The organism is Variovorax sp. TBS-050B (assembly GCF_029893635.1).
Lineage (GTDB): Bacteria > Pseudomonadota > Gammaproteobacteria > Burkholderiales > Burkholderiaceae_C > Variovorax.
Window position 1 is genome coordinate 3,855,543 of record NZ_JARXYR010000002.1, and the last position, 18,125, is coordinate 3,873,667.

At 67.3% G+C, this 18,125-nt stretch carries 16 protein-coding genes; all 16 read left to right on the top strand.

The window, feature by feature from the left end; all coding sequences use genetic code 11:
* Window positions 1-135: 135 nt before the first annotated feature.
* The 16 genes from M2165_RS20805 to M2165_RS20880 all read left to right on the top strand — a co-directional run bounded on the left by M2165_RS20805 (window position 136) and on the right by M2165_RS20880 (window position 18,098).
* The gene (locus tag M2165_RS20805) at window positions 136-1,371 is read left to right on the top strand and encodes a branched-chain amino acid ABC transporter substrate-binding protein (protein ID WP_280816479.1); all 1,236 of its coding nucleotides are present in this window, start codon (window positions 136-138) and stop codon (window positions 1,369-1,371) included.
* Between the two features lie 73 nt (window positions 1,372-1,444).
* The gene (locus M2165_RS20810; RefSeq protein WP_280816480.1) at window positions 1,445-2,398 is read left to right on the top strand and encodes a branched-chain amino acid ABC transporter permease; all 954 of its coding nucleotides are present in this window, start codon (window positions 1,445-1,447) and stop codon (window positions 2,396-2,398) included.
* Between the two features lie 3 nt (window positions 2,399-2,401).
* Entirely contained in the window at window positions 2,402-3,718 is a 1,317-nt protein-coding gene (locus M2165_RS20815) for a branched-chain amino acid ABC transporter permease (RefSeq protein ID WP_280816481.1), read from the top strand.
* Complete coding sequence (locus M2165_RS20820; RefSeq protein ID WP_280816482.1) at window positions 3,719-4,492, top strand: ABC transporter ATP-binding protein; 774 nt, start codon at window positions 3,719-3,721, stop codon at window positions 4,490-4,492. It begins immediately after the preceding gene.
* 144 nt (window positions 4,493-4,636) lie between these two features.
* Window positions 4,637-5,332: an ABC transporter ATP-binding protein gene (locus M2165_RS20825; protein WP_280816483.1), complete on the top strand. Its 696-nt coding sequence runs from the start codon at window positions 4,637-4,639 to the stop codon at window positions 5,330-5,332.
* 263 nt (window positions 5,333-5,595) lie between these two features.
* Window positions 5,596-7,698 (top strand): 3-hydroxyacyl-CoA dehydrogenase NAD-binding domain-containing protein, encoded by a 2,103-nt coding sequence (locus M2165_RS20830; RefSeq protein ID WP_280816484.1) that lies wholly within the window; start codon window positions 5,596-5,598, stop codon window positions 7,696-7,698.
* Window positions 7,699-7,720: 22 nt separating this feature from the next.
* Window positions 7,721-9,196 carry a M20 family peptidase gene (locus M2165_RS20835; protein WP_280816485.1) on the top strand — a complete coding sequence of 492 codons (1,476 nt, stop codon included), beginning with the start codon at window positions 7,721-7,723 and terminating at the stop codon, window positions 9,194-9,196.
* Between the two features lie 40 nt (window positions 9,197-9,236).
* Window positions 9,237-10,412 (top strand): acetyl-CoA C-acyltransferase, encoded by a 1,176-nt coding sequence (locus tag M2165_RS20840; protein WP_280816486.1) that lies wholly within the window; start codon window positions 9,237-9,239, stop codon window positions 10,410-10,412.
* 167 nt (window positions 10,413-10,579) lie between these two features.
* The gene (locus M2165_RS20845; RefSeq protein ID WP_280816487.1) at window positions 10,580-12,439 is read left to right on the top strand and encodes an acyl-CoA dehydrogenase; all 1,860 of its coding nucleotides are present in this window, start codon (window positions 10,580-10,582) and stop codon (window positions 12,437-12,439) included.
* 2 nt (window positions 12,440-12,441) lie between these two features.
* Window positions 12,442-12,675, top strand: a complete 234-nt coding sequence (locus M2165_RS20850; RefSeq protein ID WP_280816488.1) for a hypothetical protein — start codon at window positions 12,442-12,444, stop codon at window positions 12,673-12,675.
* Window positions 12,676-12,697: 22 nt separating this feature from the next.
* A complete protein-coding gene (locus M2165_RS20855; RefSeq protein ID WP_280816489.1) occupies window positions 12,698-13,000 on the top strand; it encodes a Dabb family protein in 303 nt (100 codons plus the stop codon).
* A 134-nt stretch (window positions 13,001-13,134) separates the two neighbouring features.
* Window positions 13,135-13,932, top strand: a complete 798-nt coding sequence (locus M2165_RS20860) for an SDR family oxidoreductase (RefSeq protein WP_280816490.1) — start codon at window positions 13,135-13,137, stop codon at window positions 13,930-13,932.
* Window positions 13,933-13,939: 7 nt separating this feature from the next.
* A complete protein-coding gene (locus M2165_RS20865; protein ID WP_280816491.1) occupies window positions 13,940-14,401 on the top strand; it encodes a PaaI family thioesterase in 462 nt (153 codons plus the stop codon).
* A 16-nt stretch (window positions 14,402-14,417) separates the two neighbouring features.
* Window positions 14,418-15,434, top strand: coding sequence for an NADP-dependent oxidoreductase (locus tag M2165_RS20870; RefSeq protein WP_280816492.1), 1,017 nt, complete (start codon window positions 14,418-14,420; stop codon window positions 15,432-15,434).
* 40 nt (window positions 15,435-15,474) lie between these two features.
* Entirely contained in the window at window positions 15,475-17,115 is a 1,641-nt protein-coding gene (locus M2165_RS20875; RefSeq protein ID WP_280816493.1) for an isovaleryl-CoA dehydrogenase, read from the top strand.
* A gap of 41 nt (window positions 17,116-17,156) precedes the next feature.
* Entirely contained in the window at window positions 17,157-18,098 is a 942-nt protein-coding gene (locus M2165_RS20880) for a glutathione S-transferase family protein (RefSeq protein ID WP_280816494.1), read from the top strand.
* The last annotated feature ends 27 nt before the right edge of the window (window positions 18,099-18,125 follow it).

Consider the following 18,125-nt stretch of genomic DNA (forward strand, 5'->3'; position numbering starts at 1 on the left):
GGTTTTCCAGTGTCACCTGCGCGATAGAAACGGGCCCTGCGGCCGCCTCCTTACGGGCATTCCCTGAGGGGAGGGGGTCTAAACGCTTGTACTCTCGTGCGGCCTTTGAATCGGTTTGATCAGGAGAAATAGATCGTGAAGTTCGCTCTCAAAATCGCTACTGCAGCCATTCTTTCCGCCGCCGCCACTGGCGCCCTGGCCCAGAAGGGTGAAACCGTGAAGATCGCCTGGCTCGATCCGCTCTCGGGCCTGATGGCCGCGGTCGGCACCAACCAGCTCAAGACCTTCCAGTTCCTGGCCGAGGAGTTCAACAAGAAGAACGCGGCCGGCGTGAAGTTCGAGATCATCGGCATCGACAACAAGCTCAGCCCGCAGGAGACCACCGCCGCACTGCGCTCGGCCATGGACCAGGGCGCGCGCTACGTGGTGCAGGGCAACGGCTCCGGCCCCGCACTCGCGATCATCGATGCGCTCGAGAAGCACAACGCGCGCAATCCCGGCAAGGAAGTGGTCTACATCAACTACGCGGCCGTCGATCCCGACCTGACCAACAGCAAGTGCAGCTACTGGCACTTCCGCCTCGATGCCGACACCTCGATGAAGATGGAGGCGCTGACCACCTTCATGAAGGACCAGCCCGAGATCAAGAAGGTCTACCTGATCAACCAGAACTACTCGCACGGCCAGCAGGTCTCGAAGTTCGCGAAGGACAACCTCAAGGCCAAGCGCCCCGACGTCGAGATCGTCGGCGACGACCTGCATCCGCTCGCCCAGGTGCGCGACTTCTCGCCGTACATCGCCAAGATCAAGGCCTCGGGCGCCGACTCGGTCATCACCGGCAACTGGGGTTCCGACCTCGCGCTGCTCATCAAGTCGGCCAACGACTCGGGGCTGAACGTCAAGTTCTACACCTACTACGCGGTCACCAACGGCACGCCCACCGCCATGGGCGCGGCCTCCGACGGCAAGGTCTACCAGGTGGGCTACAGCCACTACAACGCCCCGGGCCCCGTGCAGCCGCTCATGAACGAGTTCAAGAAGAAGTTCAACGACGACATGTACACCACCGACATCTACACGGTGTACGCCATGCTGAGCGAAGCCTTCGTGCGCACCAAGTCGACCGATCCGGTCAAGGTCGCGGCCGCGATGGAAGGCATGAAGTTCAAGAGCTTCAACGGCGACGTCGAGATGCGCAAGGCCGACCACCAGCTGCAGCAGGGCCTGTGGATCACGCGCTGGCAGAAGGCCGATGCCAAGAACCCCTACAGCCCCGAGAACACCGGCTACACCCTGGCACCGGTGAAGTTCTACGAGGCCTACGTGGCGAGCACGCCCACGACCTGCCAGATGAAGCGGCCGAACTCCTGATTCGAGCCCTGACTGGTCAAGGCCCGACTTCACCGCTCGGGCCTTTTTCTTTTCCCCCTGCCACGAAAGACCGATGAACGTCGAATTCTTCGTCATCTCGCTGCTCAACGGCGTCAGCTACGGGCTGCTGCTGTTCATGCTGAGCTCCGGCCTCACGCTGATCTTCAGCATGATGGGCGTGCTGAACTTCGCGCACGCGAGCTTCTACATGCTCGGTGCCTACATCGCCTACACGCTGTCGGGCATCGTGGGCTTCTGGCCCGCGCTCTTCATCGCGCCGCTGCTGGTGGGCCTGCTCGGCGCCGCCTTCGAGCGCTACAGCCTGCGCCGCGTGCACAAGTTCGGCCACGTGCCCGAACTGCTCGTGACCTTCGGCCTTTCGTACCTGATCCTCGAACTGGTCCAGCTCGCCTGGGGCCGCTCGACGGTGCCCTACGGCCTGCCGACGCAGCTGCAGGGGCCGCTCTTCACGCTCTACGGCACGCAGTTCCCGAAGTCGCGCTCCTTCATCATGCTGGTGGCGGTGCTGATGCTGATCTCGGTGTGGTTGCTGCTCACGCGCACGCGCATCGGCCTGGTGATCCAGGCGGCGCTCAAGCATCCCGAGATGGTGGAGGCGCTGGGCCACAACGTGCCGCGCGTCTTCATGCTCGTCTTCGGCGGCGGCGCGGCGCTCGCGGGCCTCGCGGGCGTGGTCGGCGGCAACACCTACGTCACCGAGCCCGCGATGGCGGCCTCGGTCGGCTCGATCATCTTCGTGGTCGTGGTGGTCGGCGGCATGGGGTCGCTGGCCGGGGCCTTCCTCGCGTCGCTGCTGATCGGGATCATCCAGACCTTCGCGGTCGCGATGGACAACTCGTTCGCGGGCGGGCTGCAGATGCTCGGCGTCCAGGTGACCGATCAGACCTTCGGCTACGAACTGCTCAAGCTCACGATCTCGCAGGTGGCGCCCATCCTGCCGTACCTGTTCCTGGTGCTGATCCTCATCTTCCGGCCCAAGGGCCTTCTCGGCACGCGGGAGGACTGACGCATGACCGCCACCACCGTGCCCACCACCACCCGCTACTACCGCTTCAAGCCCTGGAACATCGGGCGCTTCCTGATCTGGTCGCTGTTCGCGATCGCGCTGATCGTCTCGCCGCACCTGTTCAAGAGCAGCCTGGCGCTGACCATGCTCTCGCAGATGGGCTATCTCATCATCATCTGCCTGAGCTACAACATCCTGCTCGGCCAGGGCGGCATGCTGAGCTTCGGCCATGCGGTGTACGTCGGCCTCGGCTCGTTCATCGCGATCCATGCGATGAACCTCGCGGGCAAGGGCGCGCTGCCGGTGCCGCTGGTGCTGATCCCGCTCGTGGGCGGCCTGGCCGGCATGTTCTTCGCGATCCTGTTCGGCTTCGTCACCACCAAGAAGTCGGGCACCACCTTCGCGATGATCACGCTCGGCATCGGCGAGCTCGTCGCCGCGATGGCGTTGATGTTCCCGAGCTTCTTCGGCGGCGAGGGCGGCATCACCACCAACCGCGTCTACGGCGGCAAGTTCTTCGGCTTCGATTTCGGTCCGCAGATCCAGGTCTACTACCTGATCGCCGCCTATTGCTTCGTCTGCACGGCGCTGATGTTCGCCTTCACCGGCACGCCGCTGGGTCGCATGCTCAACGCGGTGCGCGACAACCCGGAGCGGGTGGAGTTCGTCGGCTACAACACGCAGCGCGTGCGCTACTTCGCCTTCATCATCGCGGGCTTCTTCGCGGGCATCGGCGGCGGGCTGGCGGCCATCAACTTCGAGATCGTGAACGCGGCCGACAGCCTGAGCGCCATCCGCTCGGGCGGCTACCTGCTGTTCACCTTCCTCGGCGGGGCGGTGTTCTTCTTCGGTCCGATCATCGGCGCGGTGCTGCTGGTGTTCGCCTCGATCCTGCTCTCTGAACTGTCCAAAGCCTGGCAGCTCTACTTCGGCCTCGTGTTCGTCTTCATGGTGATGTTCGCGCCCGGCGGCATCGCGAGCCTGGTGATGATGAACCTGCGCGTCGCGAAGTTCGGCAAGTTCAACCGGCTCTGGCTGCTGTACGTCGCGCTCGCCGTCGCACTGGTGCCGGTGGTGATCGGCGCCGCGGCGCTGATCGAGATGATCTACCACATCCAGCTCAATGCGGCGCTCGGCCCGCAGCTCAATTTCTTCGGCGTGGCGCTCGACACCTCGACGGCCACGAGCTGGATCGGCGCCGCCGCGATCCTCGCCGTGGGCGTGGCCGCGCTCGAAGTGGCGCGGCGCCGCTTCGTCCGCGTCTGGGGACAGGCCCAGGAAGAGATCGAAGCCGAAATCAAGCGCCGGGAGGCCGCATAAATGAGCGCGCAATACGCACTGGAACTGAAGGCGCTGCGCAAGGCCTTCGGCAAGACCGAGATCATCCGCGGCGTCGACCTGGCCGTGAAGGCCGGCGAGCGCATCGCCATCATCGGCCCCAACGGCGCGGGCAAGTCGACGCTGTTCAACCTGATCAGCGGGCGCCTTGCGCCATCGAGCGGCGAGGTGCTGCTGAACGGCCAGCGCATCGACGGCAAGAAGCCCTACGAGATCAACCGGCTGGGCCTTTCGCGCAGCTTCCAGATCACCAACATCTTCCCCAAGCTCAGCGTGTTCGAGAACCTGCGCTGCGGCGTGCTCTGGAGCCTGGGCTACAAGTACACCTTCCTGCGCTTCCTCTCGAACCTCGACGACGCCAATGCGCGCACCGAGGAGCTGCTGCGCCAGATCGGCCTGGAGCGCAAGCGCGACGTGCAGGCGGTGAACCTCACCTACGCCGAGCAGCGCGCGCTCGAGATCGGCGTGACGATCGCGGGCGGCGCGGGCGTGATCCTGCTCGACGAGCCCACGGCCGGCATGAGCAAGACCGAGACCGCCCACTTCATCGCGCTGATCAAGCAGGTCACCACCGGCAAGACGCTGCTCACGGTGGAGCACGACATGGGCGTGGTCTTCGGCCTGGCCGACAAGATCGCGGTGGTGGTCTACGGCGAGGTGATCGCGTTCGACACCCCCGCGGCCGTGCGCTCGAACGCGCGCGTGCAGGAAGCCTACCTGGGCTCCACCGTCGCCGACGCGCAGGCGGGGCATTGAAACCGGACAGCCGAACGCAGAAGAAAGACAAAAGCGACGCAGAGGTCGCAGAAAAAGACATGGAACATTTCTGGTTCTCCCTTCTGCGACTTCTGCGAAACCTTCGCGTCCTCTGCGTTCGGACGTCCGAATTGGGTATTTGACATGCTGAAGCTTCACGACATCCACGCCTACTACGGCAAGAGCCATGTGCTGCATGGCGTTTCGTTCACCGTCGGACCCGGCGAGATCGTCGCGCTGCTCGGGCGCAACGGCTCGGGCCGTTCGACCACGGCCAAGGCCATCATGGGCCTGGTCCATGCCGAGGGCACGCTGCGCTGGAAGGACGAGGACATCCTGCGCCGCAAGGCCTACGAGATCGCGCACCTGGGCATCGGCTACGTGCCCGAGAACCGCGACATCTTCCCCAAGCTCACGGTGCACCAGAACCTGCTGCTGGGGCAGAAGGGATCGGGCAAGGACAGCCGCTGGTCCTTCGACGACATGTACGGCATGTTCCCGCGCCTCAAGGAGCGTCAGCACACCGAGGCCGGCGTGCTCTCGGGCGGCGAGCAGCAGATGCTGACGCTGTGCCGCACGCTGATGGGCGACCCCGACCTGATCATCATCGACGAGCCCACCGAGGGCCTCGCGCCGAAGATCGTCGAACTCGTGGGCCAGTACCTCAAGACGCTCAAGGACAAGGGCATCTCGGTGCTGCTGATCGAGCAGAAGCTCACCATCGCGATGCAGATCTCCGACCGCGCGCTCGTCATGGGCCACGGCAGCATCGTCTTCGACGGCACGCCCGACAGCCTGCGCGCCGATGCGGGCACGCGCAAGGAGTGGCTGGAGGTTTGAGGCCGTAGAAGCCGGACAGCCGAACGCAGAAGGAAGACAAAAGTTACGCAGAAGTCGCAGAACAGACCCAGAACAATTTTTTTTGGTTTTCCCTTCTGCGACCTCTGCGGAACCTTCGCGCCCTCTGCGTTCTGAACCCGCTTCCACCCCTTGTCTCTACAGCGACTGCGTGCCATTGTTGCGGTGCGCCAAACGCCTAGAATCCGCCGGAAAAGAACACTCGTGCTTTTTCGTATCTTTCTTCATCCACCAAGGAATGCAGCATGACGGCTGAATACAAAGTGCTCGGCGATGTCGCCGTGATCACCATGACCAATCCCCCGGTCAACGGTCTCGGTTTCTCGACCCGCATCGGCATCACCGATGGGCTGTCGAAGGCCAATGCCGACGATGCCGTCAAGGCCATCGTCATCACCGGTGCCGGCAAGGCGTTCTCGGGCGGTGCGGACATCAAGGAATTCGGCACGCCCAAGGCGCTGCAGGAGCCCAACCTGCTGAGCGTGATCCTCGCGCTCGAAGCCTCGGCCAAGCCCATCGTGGCGGCCATCCATTCGGTGTGCATGGGCGGCGGGCTCGAACTCGCGCTCGGCTGCCATTACCGCGTGGCCGCGCCCGGCACCAACGTCGCGCTGCCCGAGGTCAAGCTCGGCCTGATCCCGGGCGCCGGCGGCACGCAGCGGCTGCCGCGCGTGCTGGGCGTGGAAACCGCGCTCAACATGATCGTGAGCGGCGAACCGGTGAAGAGCGAACTGCTGGCCTCGCTGCCGGGCCAGAAGCTGTTCGACCGCCTCGCGGCCTCGCCCGAATCGGTGTTCGAGGAGGCTGTGGCCTTCGCGAAGTCGGTTGCCGGCAAGGAAGGCGAACTGCCGCTGGTGCGCAACCTGCCGTGCAAGCATCCGCAGGGCGACGCCTACTTCCAGTTCGCGCGCAACATGGTCGGCGGCATGTCGAAGAACTATCCGGCGCCGTTGCAGTGCGTCGACGCGGTGCAGGCCGCCACCAGGATGAAGTTCGACGACGGCATGGCCGAGGAGCGCCGCATCTTCACCGCGCTGATGTTCACGCCCGAATCGCTGGCGCTGCGCCACCTGTTCATGGCCGAGCGCGCCGCCTCCAAGATTCCCGACGTGCCCGAGGACACGCCCAAGCGCGAGATCAGGTCGGTCGGCGTGATCGGCGCCGGCACCATGGGCGGCGGCATCTCGATGAACTTCCTCAACGCCGGGATCCCGGTGAAGATCCTCGAGATGAAGCAGGAGGCGCTCGACCGCGGCATCGCCACCATCCGCAAGAACTACGAAGGCCAGATCAAGAAGGGCAAGCTCAAGCAGGACAAGTACGAGCAGCGCATGGCGCTCTTGAGCACCACGCTGGACTACAACGACCTGAAGGACGCCGACCTGATCATCGAGGCCGTGTTCGAGGAACTCGGCGTGAAGGAGAAGGTGTTCAAGCAGCTCGACGAAGTCGCGAAGCAGGGTGCGATCCTGGCCTCGAACACCTCCACGCTCGACGTGGACAAGATCGCCGCCTTCACGAAGCGTCCGCAGGACGTGGTCGGCATGCACTTCTTCAGCCCGGCCAACGTGATGAAGCTGCTCGAGGTGGTGCGCGGCAAGCAGACCGGCAAGGACGTGCTGGCGACCGTGATGGACATCGCCAAGAAGATCAAGAAGACGGCCGTGGTGTCGGGCGTGTGCGACGGCTTCATCGGCAACCGCATGATCGAGCAGTACAGCCGCCAGGCCGGCTTCCTGCTCGACGAAGGCGCGACGCCGCAGCAGGTCGACAAGGCGATCGAGAAGTTCGGCTTCGCGATGGGCCCGTTCCGCATGGGCGACCTCGCGGGCAACGACATCGGCTGGGCGATCCGCAAGCGCCGCGCGGTCGAGCACCCCGACATGAAGTACAGCCGCACCGCCGACAAGCTCTGCGAGCTCGGCCGCTTCGGCCAGAAGACCGGGGCAGGGTGGTACGACTACCAGGCCGGCAAGCGCGATGCGATCCCGTCGGAACTGGTCAACAAGATGATCGAGGACCACCGCAAGGAACTCGGCATCACGCCGCGCAAGATCTCGGACGAGGAGATCGTGCAGCGCCTGGTCTACGCGCTGGTGAACGAAGGCGCGCACATCCTCGAGGACGGCATCGCTTCGAAGGCCGGCGACATCGACATGGTCTACCTCACGGGCTACGGCTTCCCGGTGTGGCGCGGCGGCCCGATGCACTACGCCTCGCAGGTCGGCCTCTACAACGTGGCCGAGACCATGAAGCGCTTCGCGAAGAACCCGCGCGACGACGCGGCCTTCTGGCAGCCCGCGCCGCTGATCCAGAAGCTCGTGGCCGAAGGTAAGTCCTTCAGCTGACCGACCGGAGCCACGGCCGCCCATGTTGAAACGCATCCTCCTGGGGCTGCTGCTGGTGCTCGTCGCGCTGGTGGCGGCCGTGGCGGTCAAGACCTGGACCACGCCCTCGCGCCAGCTCGCGGTGGCGCCCGCGCCGAAGCCCGAGATCGACCTGCAGGCCGCCGCGAAACGGCTCGCAGGCGCGATCCCGATCCGCACCGTCTCGAGCCTCGACGATCCGGCCGCCAACCTGGCCGAGTTCGACAAGCTGCACGCCTACCTGCAGCAGCAGTTCCCTAAGCTCCATGCCACGCTCCAGCGCGAGGTGGTGGGCCAGAAGGCGCTGCTCTACACCTGGACCGGCAGCGACCCCAAGGCGATGCCGATCGCACTGATGGCGCACCAGGACATGGTGCCGATCGCGCCGGGCACCGAGAAGGCCTGGAGCGTCGACCCGTTCTCGGGCGAGATCAAGGACGGCTTCGTCTGGGGCCGCGGCACGCTCGACAACAAGGGCAACCTGTTCGCGCAGATGGAAGCCGTCGAGCTGCTGGTTACGAGCGGCTTCCAGCCGCGGCAGACCGTCTACCTCGTGATGGGCGACGACGAGGAAGTCAGCGGCCTGCGCGGCGCGCAGCCGATCGCCGAGCTGCTCAAGTCGCGCGGCGTGCGGCTCGAATGGGTGCTCGACGAGGGCCTGCTCGTGCTCGACGGCGTGCTGCCCGGGCTCGGCAAGCCCGCGGCGCTGATCGGCCTGGCCGAGAAGGGCTATGCGACCTTCTTCCTCTCGCTCGACACCGCGCCCGGCCATTCGTCGATGCCGCCCGCGAAGAGCGCCATCGGCCGCCTGAGCGCCGCGCTCGCACGGCTGGAGGCGAACCCGATGCCCGGCGGCATCCGCGGCGTGGCCGGCGAGATGTTCGGCACGCTCGCGCCCGAGATGAGCGGCGTCAACCGCGTGATGCTGTCCAACCTCTGGCTCACCGAGCCGCTGGTGCGCGCCCAGCTCGAGAAGAGCCCGAGCAGCAACGCGATGCTGCGCACCACCACCGCGCTGACCATCGTGCGCGCCGGCAACAAGGACAACGTGCTGCCCGGCCGCGCCGAGGCGGCGGTCAATTTCCGCGTGCTGCCGGGCGACACCATCGACAGCGTCGAGGCGCACCTGCGAAAGCAGCTCGGCGACGACGAGATCAAGATCAAGCGCTACCCAGGCAACTCCGAGGCCTCGCCGGTCTCGCCGACCGACAGCACCGGCTACCGCGCGATCGCGCAGGCGGTGCGGCAGTCGTTCCCCGACGTGCTCGTGGCGCCCGGCCTGATGACCGCGGCCACCGACTCGCGCCACTTCAGCCTCGTGAGCGACGCGGTGTTCCGCTTCTCGCCCTACCGCATGAAGAGCGAGGACCTCGCGCGCTTCCACGGCAACAACGAGCGCCTCGCGATCGCCAACTACGGCGAGATGATCGGCTTCTACCACCAGCTCCTGCGCAACACCCACGCTGCGCCGGCGCAATGACGACACCACCGTTTCCCTTCCATCTTCAAAGGACTTCACCATGACCAGCGCCGTCATCGTTTCCACCGCCCGCACGCCGCTCGCCAAGAGCTGGAAGGGTGCCTTCAACATGACGCATGGCGCCACGCTCGGCGGCCATGCGGTGCAGCATGCGATCTCGCGCGCCGGCATCGAGGCGGCCGAGGTCGACGACGTGATCATGGGCTGCGCCACGCCCGAGGGCGCCACCGGCTCCAACATCGCGCGCCAGATCGCGCTGCGCGCCGGCTGCCCGATCACGACCTCGGGCATGACCATCAACCGCTTCTGTTCCTCGGGCCTGCAGACCATCGCCACCGCCTCGCAGCGCATCATCGCGGGCGAGGGCGAGGTGTACGTGGCCGGCGGCGTCGAGAGCATCTCCTGCGTGCAGAACGAGGCCAACAAGCACATGCTGGCCGACCCGTGGCTCGTGAAGCACAAGCCCGAGATCTACTGGAACATGCTGCAGACCGCCGAGCAGGTCGCCAAGCGCTACAACATCGGCCGCGACGCGATGGACGAGTACGGCGCCGCCAGCCAGCAGCGCGCCACCGCCGCGCTCGAAGCCGGCAAGTTCAAGGACGAGATCGCGCCGATCACCGTGCTGGCCGGCGTGGCCGACCCGGTGATGGGCCTGCGCACCAAGGAAGTCACGGTCGAGAACGACGAAGGCATCCGCCCGGGTACCACCAAGGAAGGCATCAGCGGCATCCGCTCCGCGCTGCCCGGCGGCCTGATCTCGGCCGGCAACGCGAGCCAGTTCTCCGACGGCGGCGGCGCCTGCGTGGTGGTCGACGAGACCTACGCCGAACGCAAGGGCCTGAAGCCGCTCGGCCGCTTCCTCGGCTTCGCCGTCGCCGGCTGCGAGCCCGACGAGATGGGCATCGGCCCGGTCTTCGCGGTGCCGAAGGTGCTCAACAAGCTCGGCCTCAAGGTCGGCGACATCGACCTCTGGGAACTCAACGAAGCCTTCGCGGTGCAGGTGATCTACTGCCGCGACAAGCTCGGCATCCCGGGCGACCGCCTCAACGTCAACGGCGGCGCGATCGCCGTCGGCCACCCCTACGGCGTGAGCGGCCAGCGCCTCACCGGCCACGCGCTGATCGAAGGCAAGCGCCGCGGCGCGAAGAAGGTCGTGGTGACGATGTGCATCGGCGGCGGCATGGGTGCCGCGGGCGTGTTCGAAGTGCTCTGATCTCCTGAGCCGCTGAAGTCGGACTTCCGAACGCAGAAGTCGCGAAGATTACGCAGAAGTCGCAGAAGGGAAACCAGAATCCTTGTTGGTTTTTCTCTGCGACTTTTGCGTCGCTTTTGTATTTCTTCTGCGTTCGGCTGTCCGATCCCGATTCCTCGGAGAACCCCATGAGCCTTCGTTCCACCCTCGACTTCCTGCTCTACGACTGGCTCGACGCCGAGTCGCTCAACCAGCGCACGCGCTTTGCCGACCATTCGCGCGAGACCTTCGATGCGGTGCTCGACACCTGCGAGCGCATCGCGCGCGAGAAGTACGCGCCGTTCAACCGCACCGTCGACACCCAGGAGCCGCACTTCGACGGCGAGAAGGTGATCCTGCCGCAGGCCACGCATGACGCCCACAAGGCCTTCGTCGAGTCCGGCATGATGAGCGCCGCGCAGGACTACGAGATCGGCGGCATGCAGCTGCCCTACACGCTGCAGGCCGCGGCCAACAGCTTCTTCGCGATGGCCTCGGTCAGCATCGGCTCGAACATGCTCACGAGCGGCAACGCCAACCTGCTGATGGTGCACGGCACCGAGATGCAGAAGGAGGTGTTCGCGAAGAACGAGTTTTCCGGCCGCTGGGCCGGCACCATGTGCCTGTCGGAGCCGCAGGCCGGCTCCTCGCTCAGCGACGTGGCGACGCGCGCGGTGCCCGACGGCGACGATTTCCAGAGCGATCCGCTCGGGCCGCGCTACCGGCTCACCGGCAACAAGATGTGGATCTCCTCGGGCGACCATGAGCTCACCGAGAACATCGTGCACATCGTGCTCGCGAAGATCCCCGACGAGAACGGCCGGCTCGTGCCCGGCACGCGCGGCATCTCGCTCTTCATCGTGCCCAAGCGCATGGTGAACACCCAGGGCGAGCTCACCGGCCAGCGCAACGACGTGGCGCTCGCGGGCCTCAACCACAAGCTCGGCTGGCGCGGCACCACCAATACGCTGCTCAATTTCGGCGAGGGCCGCTATCCGGTGGACGGCAAGGCCGGCGCGGTCGGCTACCTGGTCGGCGCGCCGGGCAAGGGGCTGCACTGCATGTTCCACATGATGAACGAGGCGCGCATCGGCGTCGGCACGGCGGCGACCATGCTCGGCATGGCCGGCTACCACGCCTCGCTCGAGTATGCGAAGACGCGGCCGCAGGGCCGTCTGGTGAAGAAGCCCGACAGCGCGGCCGGCGATGCCAAGGTGGTCAAGGACTCGGCCGGCCCGCAGGTGCGCATCATCGAACATGCCGACGTGCGCCGCATGCTGCTCGCGCAGAAGGCCTATTGCGAAGGCGCGCTCGCGCTCGAGCTGTACTGCGCGCGACTGGTCGACGAGCAGAAGACCGGCGACGCGCAGGCCGCCGACGACGCGCGCCTGCTGCTGGAAGTGCTCACGCCGATCGCCAAGAGCTGGCCCAGCGAATGGTGCCTGGAGGCCAATTCGCTCGCGATCCAGGTGCACGGCGGCTACGGCTACACGCGCGACTTCCCGGTCGAGCAGTACTGGCGCGACAACCGCCTGAACATGATCCACGAGGGCACGCACGGCATCCAGGCGGCCGACCTGCTGGGGCGCAAGGTGCTGATGGAAAAGGGCCGCGGCCTGCAGCTGCTGGCCGGCCGCATGGGCGAGACCATCGGCCGCGCGGGCAAGGTGCCGGCGCTCGCGCCGCATGCCCGGGCGCTCGGCGCCGCGCTGCAGCGCATCGGCAGCGCCACCGAGGCCGCGTGGTCCACCGGCGACCCCGCCGAGGCGCTCGCCAATGCCGTGCCGTACATGCAGGCCTTCGGCCACACGGTGCTGGCCTGGATTTGGCTCGACGTGGCCGTGCGCGCGCTCGAAATCGACGCGCTGAAGGCGAGGGCGGTCACTGCTGGCAAGATAGGCGCCACGGATTACTTCTTCCACTACGAGCTGCCGAAGATCGGCGCCTGGCTCAACGTGGTCGAAAGCCGCGACCCCACCTGTACCGCTTTGCCCGAGGACGCTTTCTGACAATGGCCGACGCCAACCCCGACACCCCCAGCAACCCTTCCGCCGATACGCCCAAGCCGCATGCGCGGCTCGAGAAATGGATCTGGATCCTGATCTACGGCGGCCTGTTCGCCGTGATCCTCGGCATCGCCACCGGCCGCACCGAACCGGCGCTCGGCTGGTCGATCGCCACGCCCGGCGGCGTGGCCGCGCTGGTGGGCTTCGTGCTCATCTACGTGCGTTCCCGACTCAAGTAGGCCAGACGCCAGGAGACCGACCATGCTCAAGCACATCGTGATGTGGAAGTTCAAGGAACATGCCGAGGGCGCCGACAAGGCCACCAACCTGCGCAAGGCCAAGGCGCTACTCGACGCCTGCGCGAAGCTCTCGCCCGGCACGCTGAAGTTCGAGGTCGCCATCGCCCAGCCCGGGCTGGAGGCCACCTACGACCTGGTGCTCTATTCGGAATTCACCGACGCCGCCGCGCTCGCGGACTATGCCGACCATCCGCAGCACGTCGCGCTCAAGCCCTTCATCGGCGCCGTCCGCGAAGCGCGCCAGTGCATGGACTACGTGGCATGACTCACCCCCAGGCTGCGCGCACTTCGTGTCGCTTCGCCAACCCCCTTGCAGGGGGCAACGCCTGCGGCCCGGCAAAGCCGGTTCCGCGGCATTCCCCGACCTGAAAAACCAGCGCCCACAGGAGACCTCTCGCCATGACCGCACGCACCGTCCAGCAACTCTTCGACCTCAAGGGCAAGACCGCCCTGATCACCGGCGGCTCGCGCGGCCTCGGCCTGCAGATGGCGCATGCGCTCGGCGAGGCGGGCGCGAAGATCATGCTGAGTTCGCGCAAGGCCGAAGACCTCGAGCAGGCCGCGGCCGAACTGCAGGCCGCGGGCATCGACGCGCGCTGGATCGCGGCCGACTGCGCCAGGGAGGAAGAGACGCGCCGCCTCGCCGACGAAACGCTGGCGCGCATGGGCGCGATCGACATCCTCGTGAACAACGCAGGCGCGAGCTGGGGCGCACCGGCCGAGAGCCATCCGGTCGAGGCCTGGGACAAGGTGATGAACCTCAACGTGCGCGGCTACTTCATCCTGTCGCAGCAGGTGGCCAACAAGTACATGATCCCGAAGAAAGCCGGCCGCATCATCAACATCGCCTCGATCGCAGGCCTGAACGGCAACCCGCCCGAGATGCGCACGCTGGCCTACAACACCTCCAAGACCGCGGTGATCGGCTTCACGCGCACGCTCGCGGCCGAATGGGGCCGCCACGGCATCAACGTGAACGCGATCTGCCCCGGCTTCTTCATGACGAAGATGGCCGCCGGGCTCATCAAGTCGCTCGGCGAGGACAAGATGGCCGCGCAGGCGCCGCTCGGCCGCCTCGGCGACGACGAAGACCTCAAGGGCGTGGCGCTGCTCTACGCGAGCGATGCCGGCAAGCACATCACGGGCCAGTGGCTCGCGGTGGACGGCGGCGTGAGCGTCGTACTCGGCGCGGCCTGAACCACCTATGACCGAACCTTCCGACGACATCAACATCCGCTCCTACACGAGCCAGATTCCCTTCGCGCGCCACCTCGGCTTCGAGCTCACGAAGTTCGAGGGTGGCGAGTCCGAGATCCGCTACACCGCGAAGCCCGAGCACCTCAACACCTTCGACGTGACGCACGGCGGCGCCTGCATGACGCTGCTCGACATCACCATGGCCGCGGCCGCACGCAGCGTGGCGCCCGAGACCGGCGTGGTGACCATCGAGATGAAGACCAGCTTCATGCAGCCCTCGGTCGGCCCGCTGCATGCGCGCGGCACGCTGATCCACCGCACCGCCACGCTGGCCTTCACCGAGGCGAAGATCTACGACGAACAGGAGCGCGTCTGCGCCCATGCCACCGGCACCTTCAAGTACGTGAAGCGCCGCCTGCCCACCGGCCCCGCCAGCGCCAACGCGATGCGGCCGCCGTCCACCGACTGATCCCACGGAGATCCCCATGCCCGTCAACAAGCAGATCCACCTCGACAACCGCCCCGAGGGCGAAGCCGTCGCGAGCAACTTCAAGCTCGTGAGCGCCGAGACGCCGCCGCTGGCCGAGAACCAGGTGCTGGTGCGCCACCACTACATGAGCCTCGACCCCTACATGCGCGGGCGCATGAACGACGCCAAGAGCTACGCCCAGCCGCAGCCGCTGGGCCAGGTGATGCAGGGCGGCACGGCCGGCGAGGTGGTCGAGAGCCGCCATCCCAAGTACGCCGTGGGCGACAAGGTGGTGGGCTTCGGCGGCTGGCAGGAGTACAGCGTGGTCGATGCCTCGCAGCCCGGCGCGCTCAAGAAGGTCGACACCACGCAGGTGCCGCTGTCGCACTACCTGGGCGCCGTCGGCATGCCGGGCGTGACCGCCTGGTACGGCCTGGTGAAGATCATCGCGCCGAAGGCCGGCGAGACCCTGGTCGTCACCGCCGCGAGCGGTGCCGTGGGCAGCGCCTTCGGCGCGCTCGCCAAGGCGCGCGGCTGCCGCGTGGTCGGCATCGCGGGCGGCGCCGAGAAGTGCCGCTACGTGACCGAGGAGCTCGGCTTCGACGCCTGCATCGACTACCGCGCCCATCCCGACGTGAAGAGCATGAGCGCGGCGCTCAAGGAAGCCTGCCCGAAGGGCATCGACGGCTACTTCGAGAACGTCGGCGGCTACATCTTCGACGCGGTGCTGCTGCGCGCCAACGCCTTCGCGCGCGTCGCGCTGTGCGGCATGATCGCGGGCTACGACGGCCAGCCGCTGCCGCTTGCGAACCCCGCGCTGATCCTCATCAACCGCATGAAGATCGAGGGCTTCATCGTCAGCGAGCACATGGAGGTCTGGCCCGAGGCGCTGGCCGAGCTCGGCGCGCTGGTCGCGAGCGGCAAGCTGCGGCCGCGCGAATCGGTGGCGCAGGGCATCGAGTCCGCCCCTGAAGCCTTCCTGGGTTTGCTCAAGGGCAAGAATTTCGGCAAGCAGCTCGTCAAGCTCGTCTGAACCCGCGCGGCAAGGCGGCCGCGACATACGGAGGTACCGAATGGATGCGACCCACGAGGTGTTCAACCAGCCCGCACCCCTCACGGGCTACAACCTCTTCGAAACCCACCGGCCGCTGCGCGACGCGCTGACCTTCAACGCGCCCGCGCTCGACACCGCGCCGCTGCAGGCGCTGGGCGCCATCGCCGGCACGGCCGACATGCAGGCCCATGCGCGGCTCGCGAACACGCACACGCCCGCGCTCCACACGCACGACCGCTACGGCCGCCGCATCGACGAGGTCGAGTTCCATCCGAGCTACCACGCGCTGATGGCCGCGGCCGTGGGCGCCGGGCTGCACGGCACGCCGTGGCTCGGCGGATCGGCCTCGCCGCACGTGCTGCGCGCCGCGGGCTTCATGCTCTTCACCGAGCTCGAGCCTTCGATCCTGTGCCCGATCTCGATGACCTACGCCGCCACGCCCGCGCTGCGCGGCAATGCGGCCGTGTACGCCGACTGGGGCGCGAAGCTCGGCAGCCGCGACTACGACCCGGTGCTGCGCTTCGTCGCCGACAAGCCCGGCGTGACCATGGGCATGGGCATGACCGAGAAGCAGGGCGGCTCCGACGTGCGCGCGAACACCACGCAGGCGGTGCGCGACGGCAGCGATGCCTGGGGCGGGCGCTATGCGCTCACCGGCCACAAGTGGTTCTTCTCGGCGCCGATGTGCGACGCCTTCCTGGTGCTCGCGCAGGCGCCCGCGGGCCTGAGCTGCTTCTTCCTGCCGCGCGTGCGGCCCGACGGCAGCCGCAACGCAATCCGCATCCAGCGCCTGAAGGACAAGCTCGGCAACAAGGCCAACGCGAGCTCCGAGGTCGAGTTCCACGGCGCCACCGCATGGCTCGTGGGCGAGGAGGGCCGCGGCATCCCGCAGATCCTCGAGATGGGCACGATGACGCGGCTCGACTGCGCGCTCGGCACCAGCGGCCTGATGCGCCAGGCGCTCGCGCTCGCCATCGACCACACCGCGCAGCGCAGCGCCTTCGGCAAGCCGCTGATCGCGCAGCCGCTGATGAAGAACGTGCTGGCCGACCTCGCGCTCGAGAGCGAGGCCGCCACGGCGCTCGCGGTCCGCCTCGCGCGCGCCTTCGACCGGCCGCACGACGAACACGAGCGCCTGATGGCGCGCCTGCTCACGCCGGTCGCCAAGTTCTGGATCTGCAAGCGCGGCAGCCACCTGGCGCAGGAGGCGATGGAATGCCTTGGCGGCAACGGCTACGTGGAGGAGGGCGGCGAGGGCACGATGGCGCGCATCTACCGCGAGATGCCGCTCAACTCGATCTGGGAGGGCGCGGGCAACATCATGGCGCTCGACCTGCTGCGCGGCCTGCGCAAGGGCGACGCGGTGGCCGCGCTCGCGGCCGAGCTCGCGCCGGCGCGCGGCCAGCATGCCGCGCTCGACCGCCTGGCCGATGCGCTGCCCGCGCGCGTCGAGGCAATGGCCTCCGAGGCCGAGGCGCGCCGTCTGGCACAGGACGTCGCGCTCGCGGTCCAGGCTGCGCTCCTGGTGCAGACCGCACCGCCCGAGGTGGCCGGCGCCTTCTGCAATTCGCGGCTCGGCGGCGACTGGGGGCATGCCTTCGGCACGCTGGGCGCGGGCACCGGCTTCGACGCGATCATCGAACGCGCCCGCCCGCGCTGAGCGCGGCACGCCCCCTTCAACCAGGAACCACAAGGACGCCAATGGCCGAACTCATCCTTCATCACTACAACACCTCGCCGTTCTCCGAGAAGGTGCGGCTCATCCTCGGCGCCAAGAAGCTGCCGTGGAAGTCGGTGCTGATCCCGGCCATCATGCCCAAGCCCGAGGTGGAGGCGCTCACGGGCGGCTACCGCAAGACGCCGTTCCTGCAGATCGGCGCCGACGTGTACTGCGACAGCGCGCTGATCGCCGACGTGCTCGAGCACCTGCAGCCCGAGGCGACGCTCTATCCCGAGCCCGAGAAGGGCATGTCGCGCATCCTCGCGCAGTGGGCCGACACCACGCTGTTCTGGGCCGCGATGGCCTGGAACCTGCAGCCGCGCGGCGCGGCCGAGGTGTTCGCCAAGGCGCCGCCCGAGGCCGCCAAGGCCTTCGGCGAGGACCGCGCCAAGATGAGCGCAGGCAACATGACGCGGCTGCGCCCGGCCGATGCCACCAGCGCCTACAAGTCGTACCTGCGCCGGCTCTCGGACATGCTCGACGACAAGCCCTTCCTGCTCGGCGAGGTGCCGTGCATCGCCGACTTCTCCGTCTACCACCCGCTCTGGTACACGCGCCGCGTCGAGTCGGTCCGCACCATCCTCGACCTGACGCCCGCGGTGCTCGACTGGATGGACCGCATGGCCGCCATCGGCCACGGCGAGATCGAGAAGTTCAGCGCCGAGGAGGCGATTGCCGTCGCCAAGGCCGCCGTCCCGCACACGCTGCTGACCGACAGCACCTTCCAGGACGACCACGGCATTCCGCTCGGCAGCGCCGTCACCATCCGCGCCGAGAGCTTCGGCGTCGAGGAAACGCCCGGCACGCTGGTGGCCGCCACGCGCACCCACTACACGCTCGAACGCAGCAGCGAGCGCGTGGGCACGGTGCACGTGCACTTCCCGCGCATCGGCTACGTGCTGAAGAAGGCCGAGGGCGGCTGAGGCCGCTGCTGCGCCCCCGGCGCGGCG

Coding starts and splice junctions, on each gene's coding strand:
- M2165_RS20810 (WP_280816480.1), top strand. CDS start 1,445: ATGAACGTCGAATTCTTCGTCATCTCGCTGCTCAACGGCGTCAGCTAC.
- M2165_RS20815 (WP_280816481.1), top strand. CDS start 2,402: ATGACCGCCACCACCGTGCCCACCACCACCCGCTACTACCGCTTCAAG.
- M2165_RS20820 (WP_280816482.1), top strand. CDS start 3,719: ATGAGCGCGCAATACGCACTGGAACTGAAGGCGCTGCGCAAGGCCTTC.
- M2165_RS20825 (WP_280816483.1), top strand. CDS start 4,637: ATGCTGAAGCTTCACGACATCCACGCCTACTACGGCAAGAGCCATGTG.
- M2165_RS20830 (WP_280816484.1), top strand. CDS start 5,596: ATGACGGCTGAATACAAAGTGCTCGGCGATGTCGCCGTGATCACCATG.
- M2165_RS20835 (WP_280816485.1), top strand. CDS start 7,721: ATGTTGAAACGCATCCTCCTGGGGCTGCTGCTGGTGCTCGTCGCGCTG.
- M2165_RS20840 (WP_280816486.1), top strand. CDS start 9,237: ATGACCAGCGCCGTCATCGTTTCCACCGCCCGCACGCCGCTCGCCAAG.
- M2165_RS20845 (WP_280816487.1), top strand. CDS start 10,580: ATGAGCCTTCGTTCCACCCTCGACTTCCTGCTCTACGACTGGCTCGAC.
- M2165_RS20850 (WP_280816488.1), top strand. CDS start 12,442: ATGGCCGACGCCAACCCCGACACCCCCAGCAACCCTTCCGCCGATACG.
- M2165_RS20855 (WP_280816489.1), top strand. CDS start 12,698: ATGCTCAAGCACATCGTGATGTGGAAGTTCAAGGAACATGCCGAGGGC.
- M2165_RS20860 (WP_280816490.1), top strand. CDS start 13,135: ATGACCGCACGCACCGTCCAGCAACTCTTCGACCTCAAGGGCAAGACC.
- M2165_RS20865 (WP_280816491.1), top strand. CDS start 13,940: ATGACCGAACCTTCCGACGACATCAACATCCGCTCCTACACGAGCCAG.
- M2165_RS20870 (WP_280816492.1), top strand. CDS start 14,418: ATGCCCGTCAACAAGCAGATCCACCTCGACAACCGCCCCGAGGGCGAA.
- M2165_RS20875 (WP_280816493.1), top strand. CDS start 15,475: ATGGATGCGACCCACGAGGTGTTCAACCAGCCCGCACCCCTCACGGGC.
- M2165_RS20880 (WP_280816494.1), top strand. CDS start 17,157: ATGGCCGAACTCATCCTTCATCACTACAACACCTCGCCGTTCTCCGAG.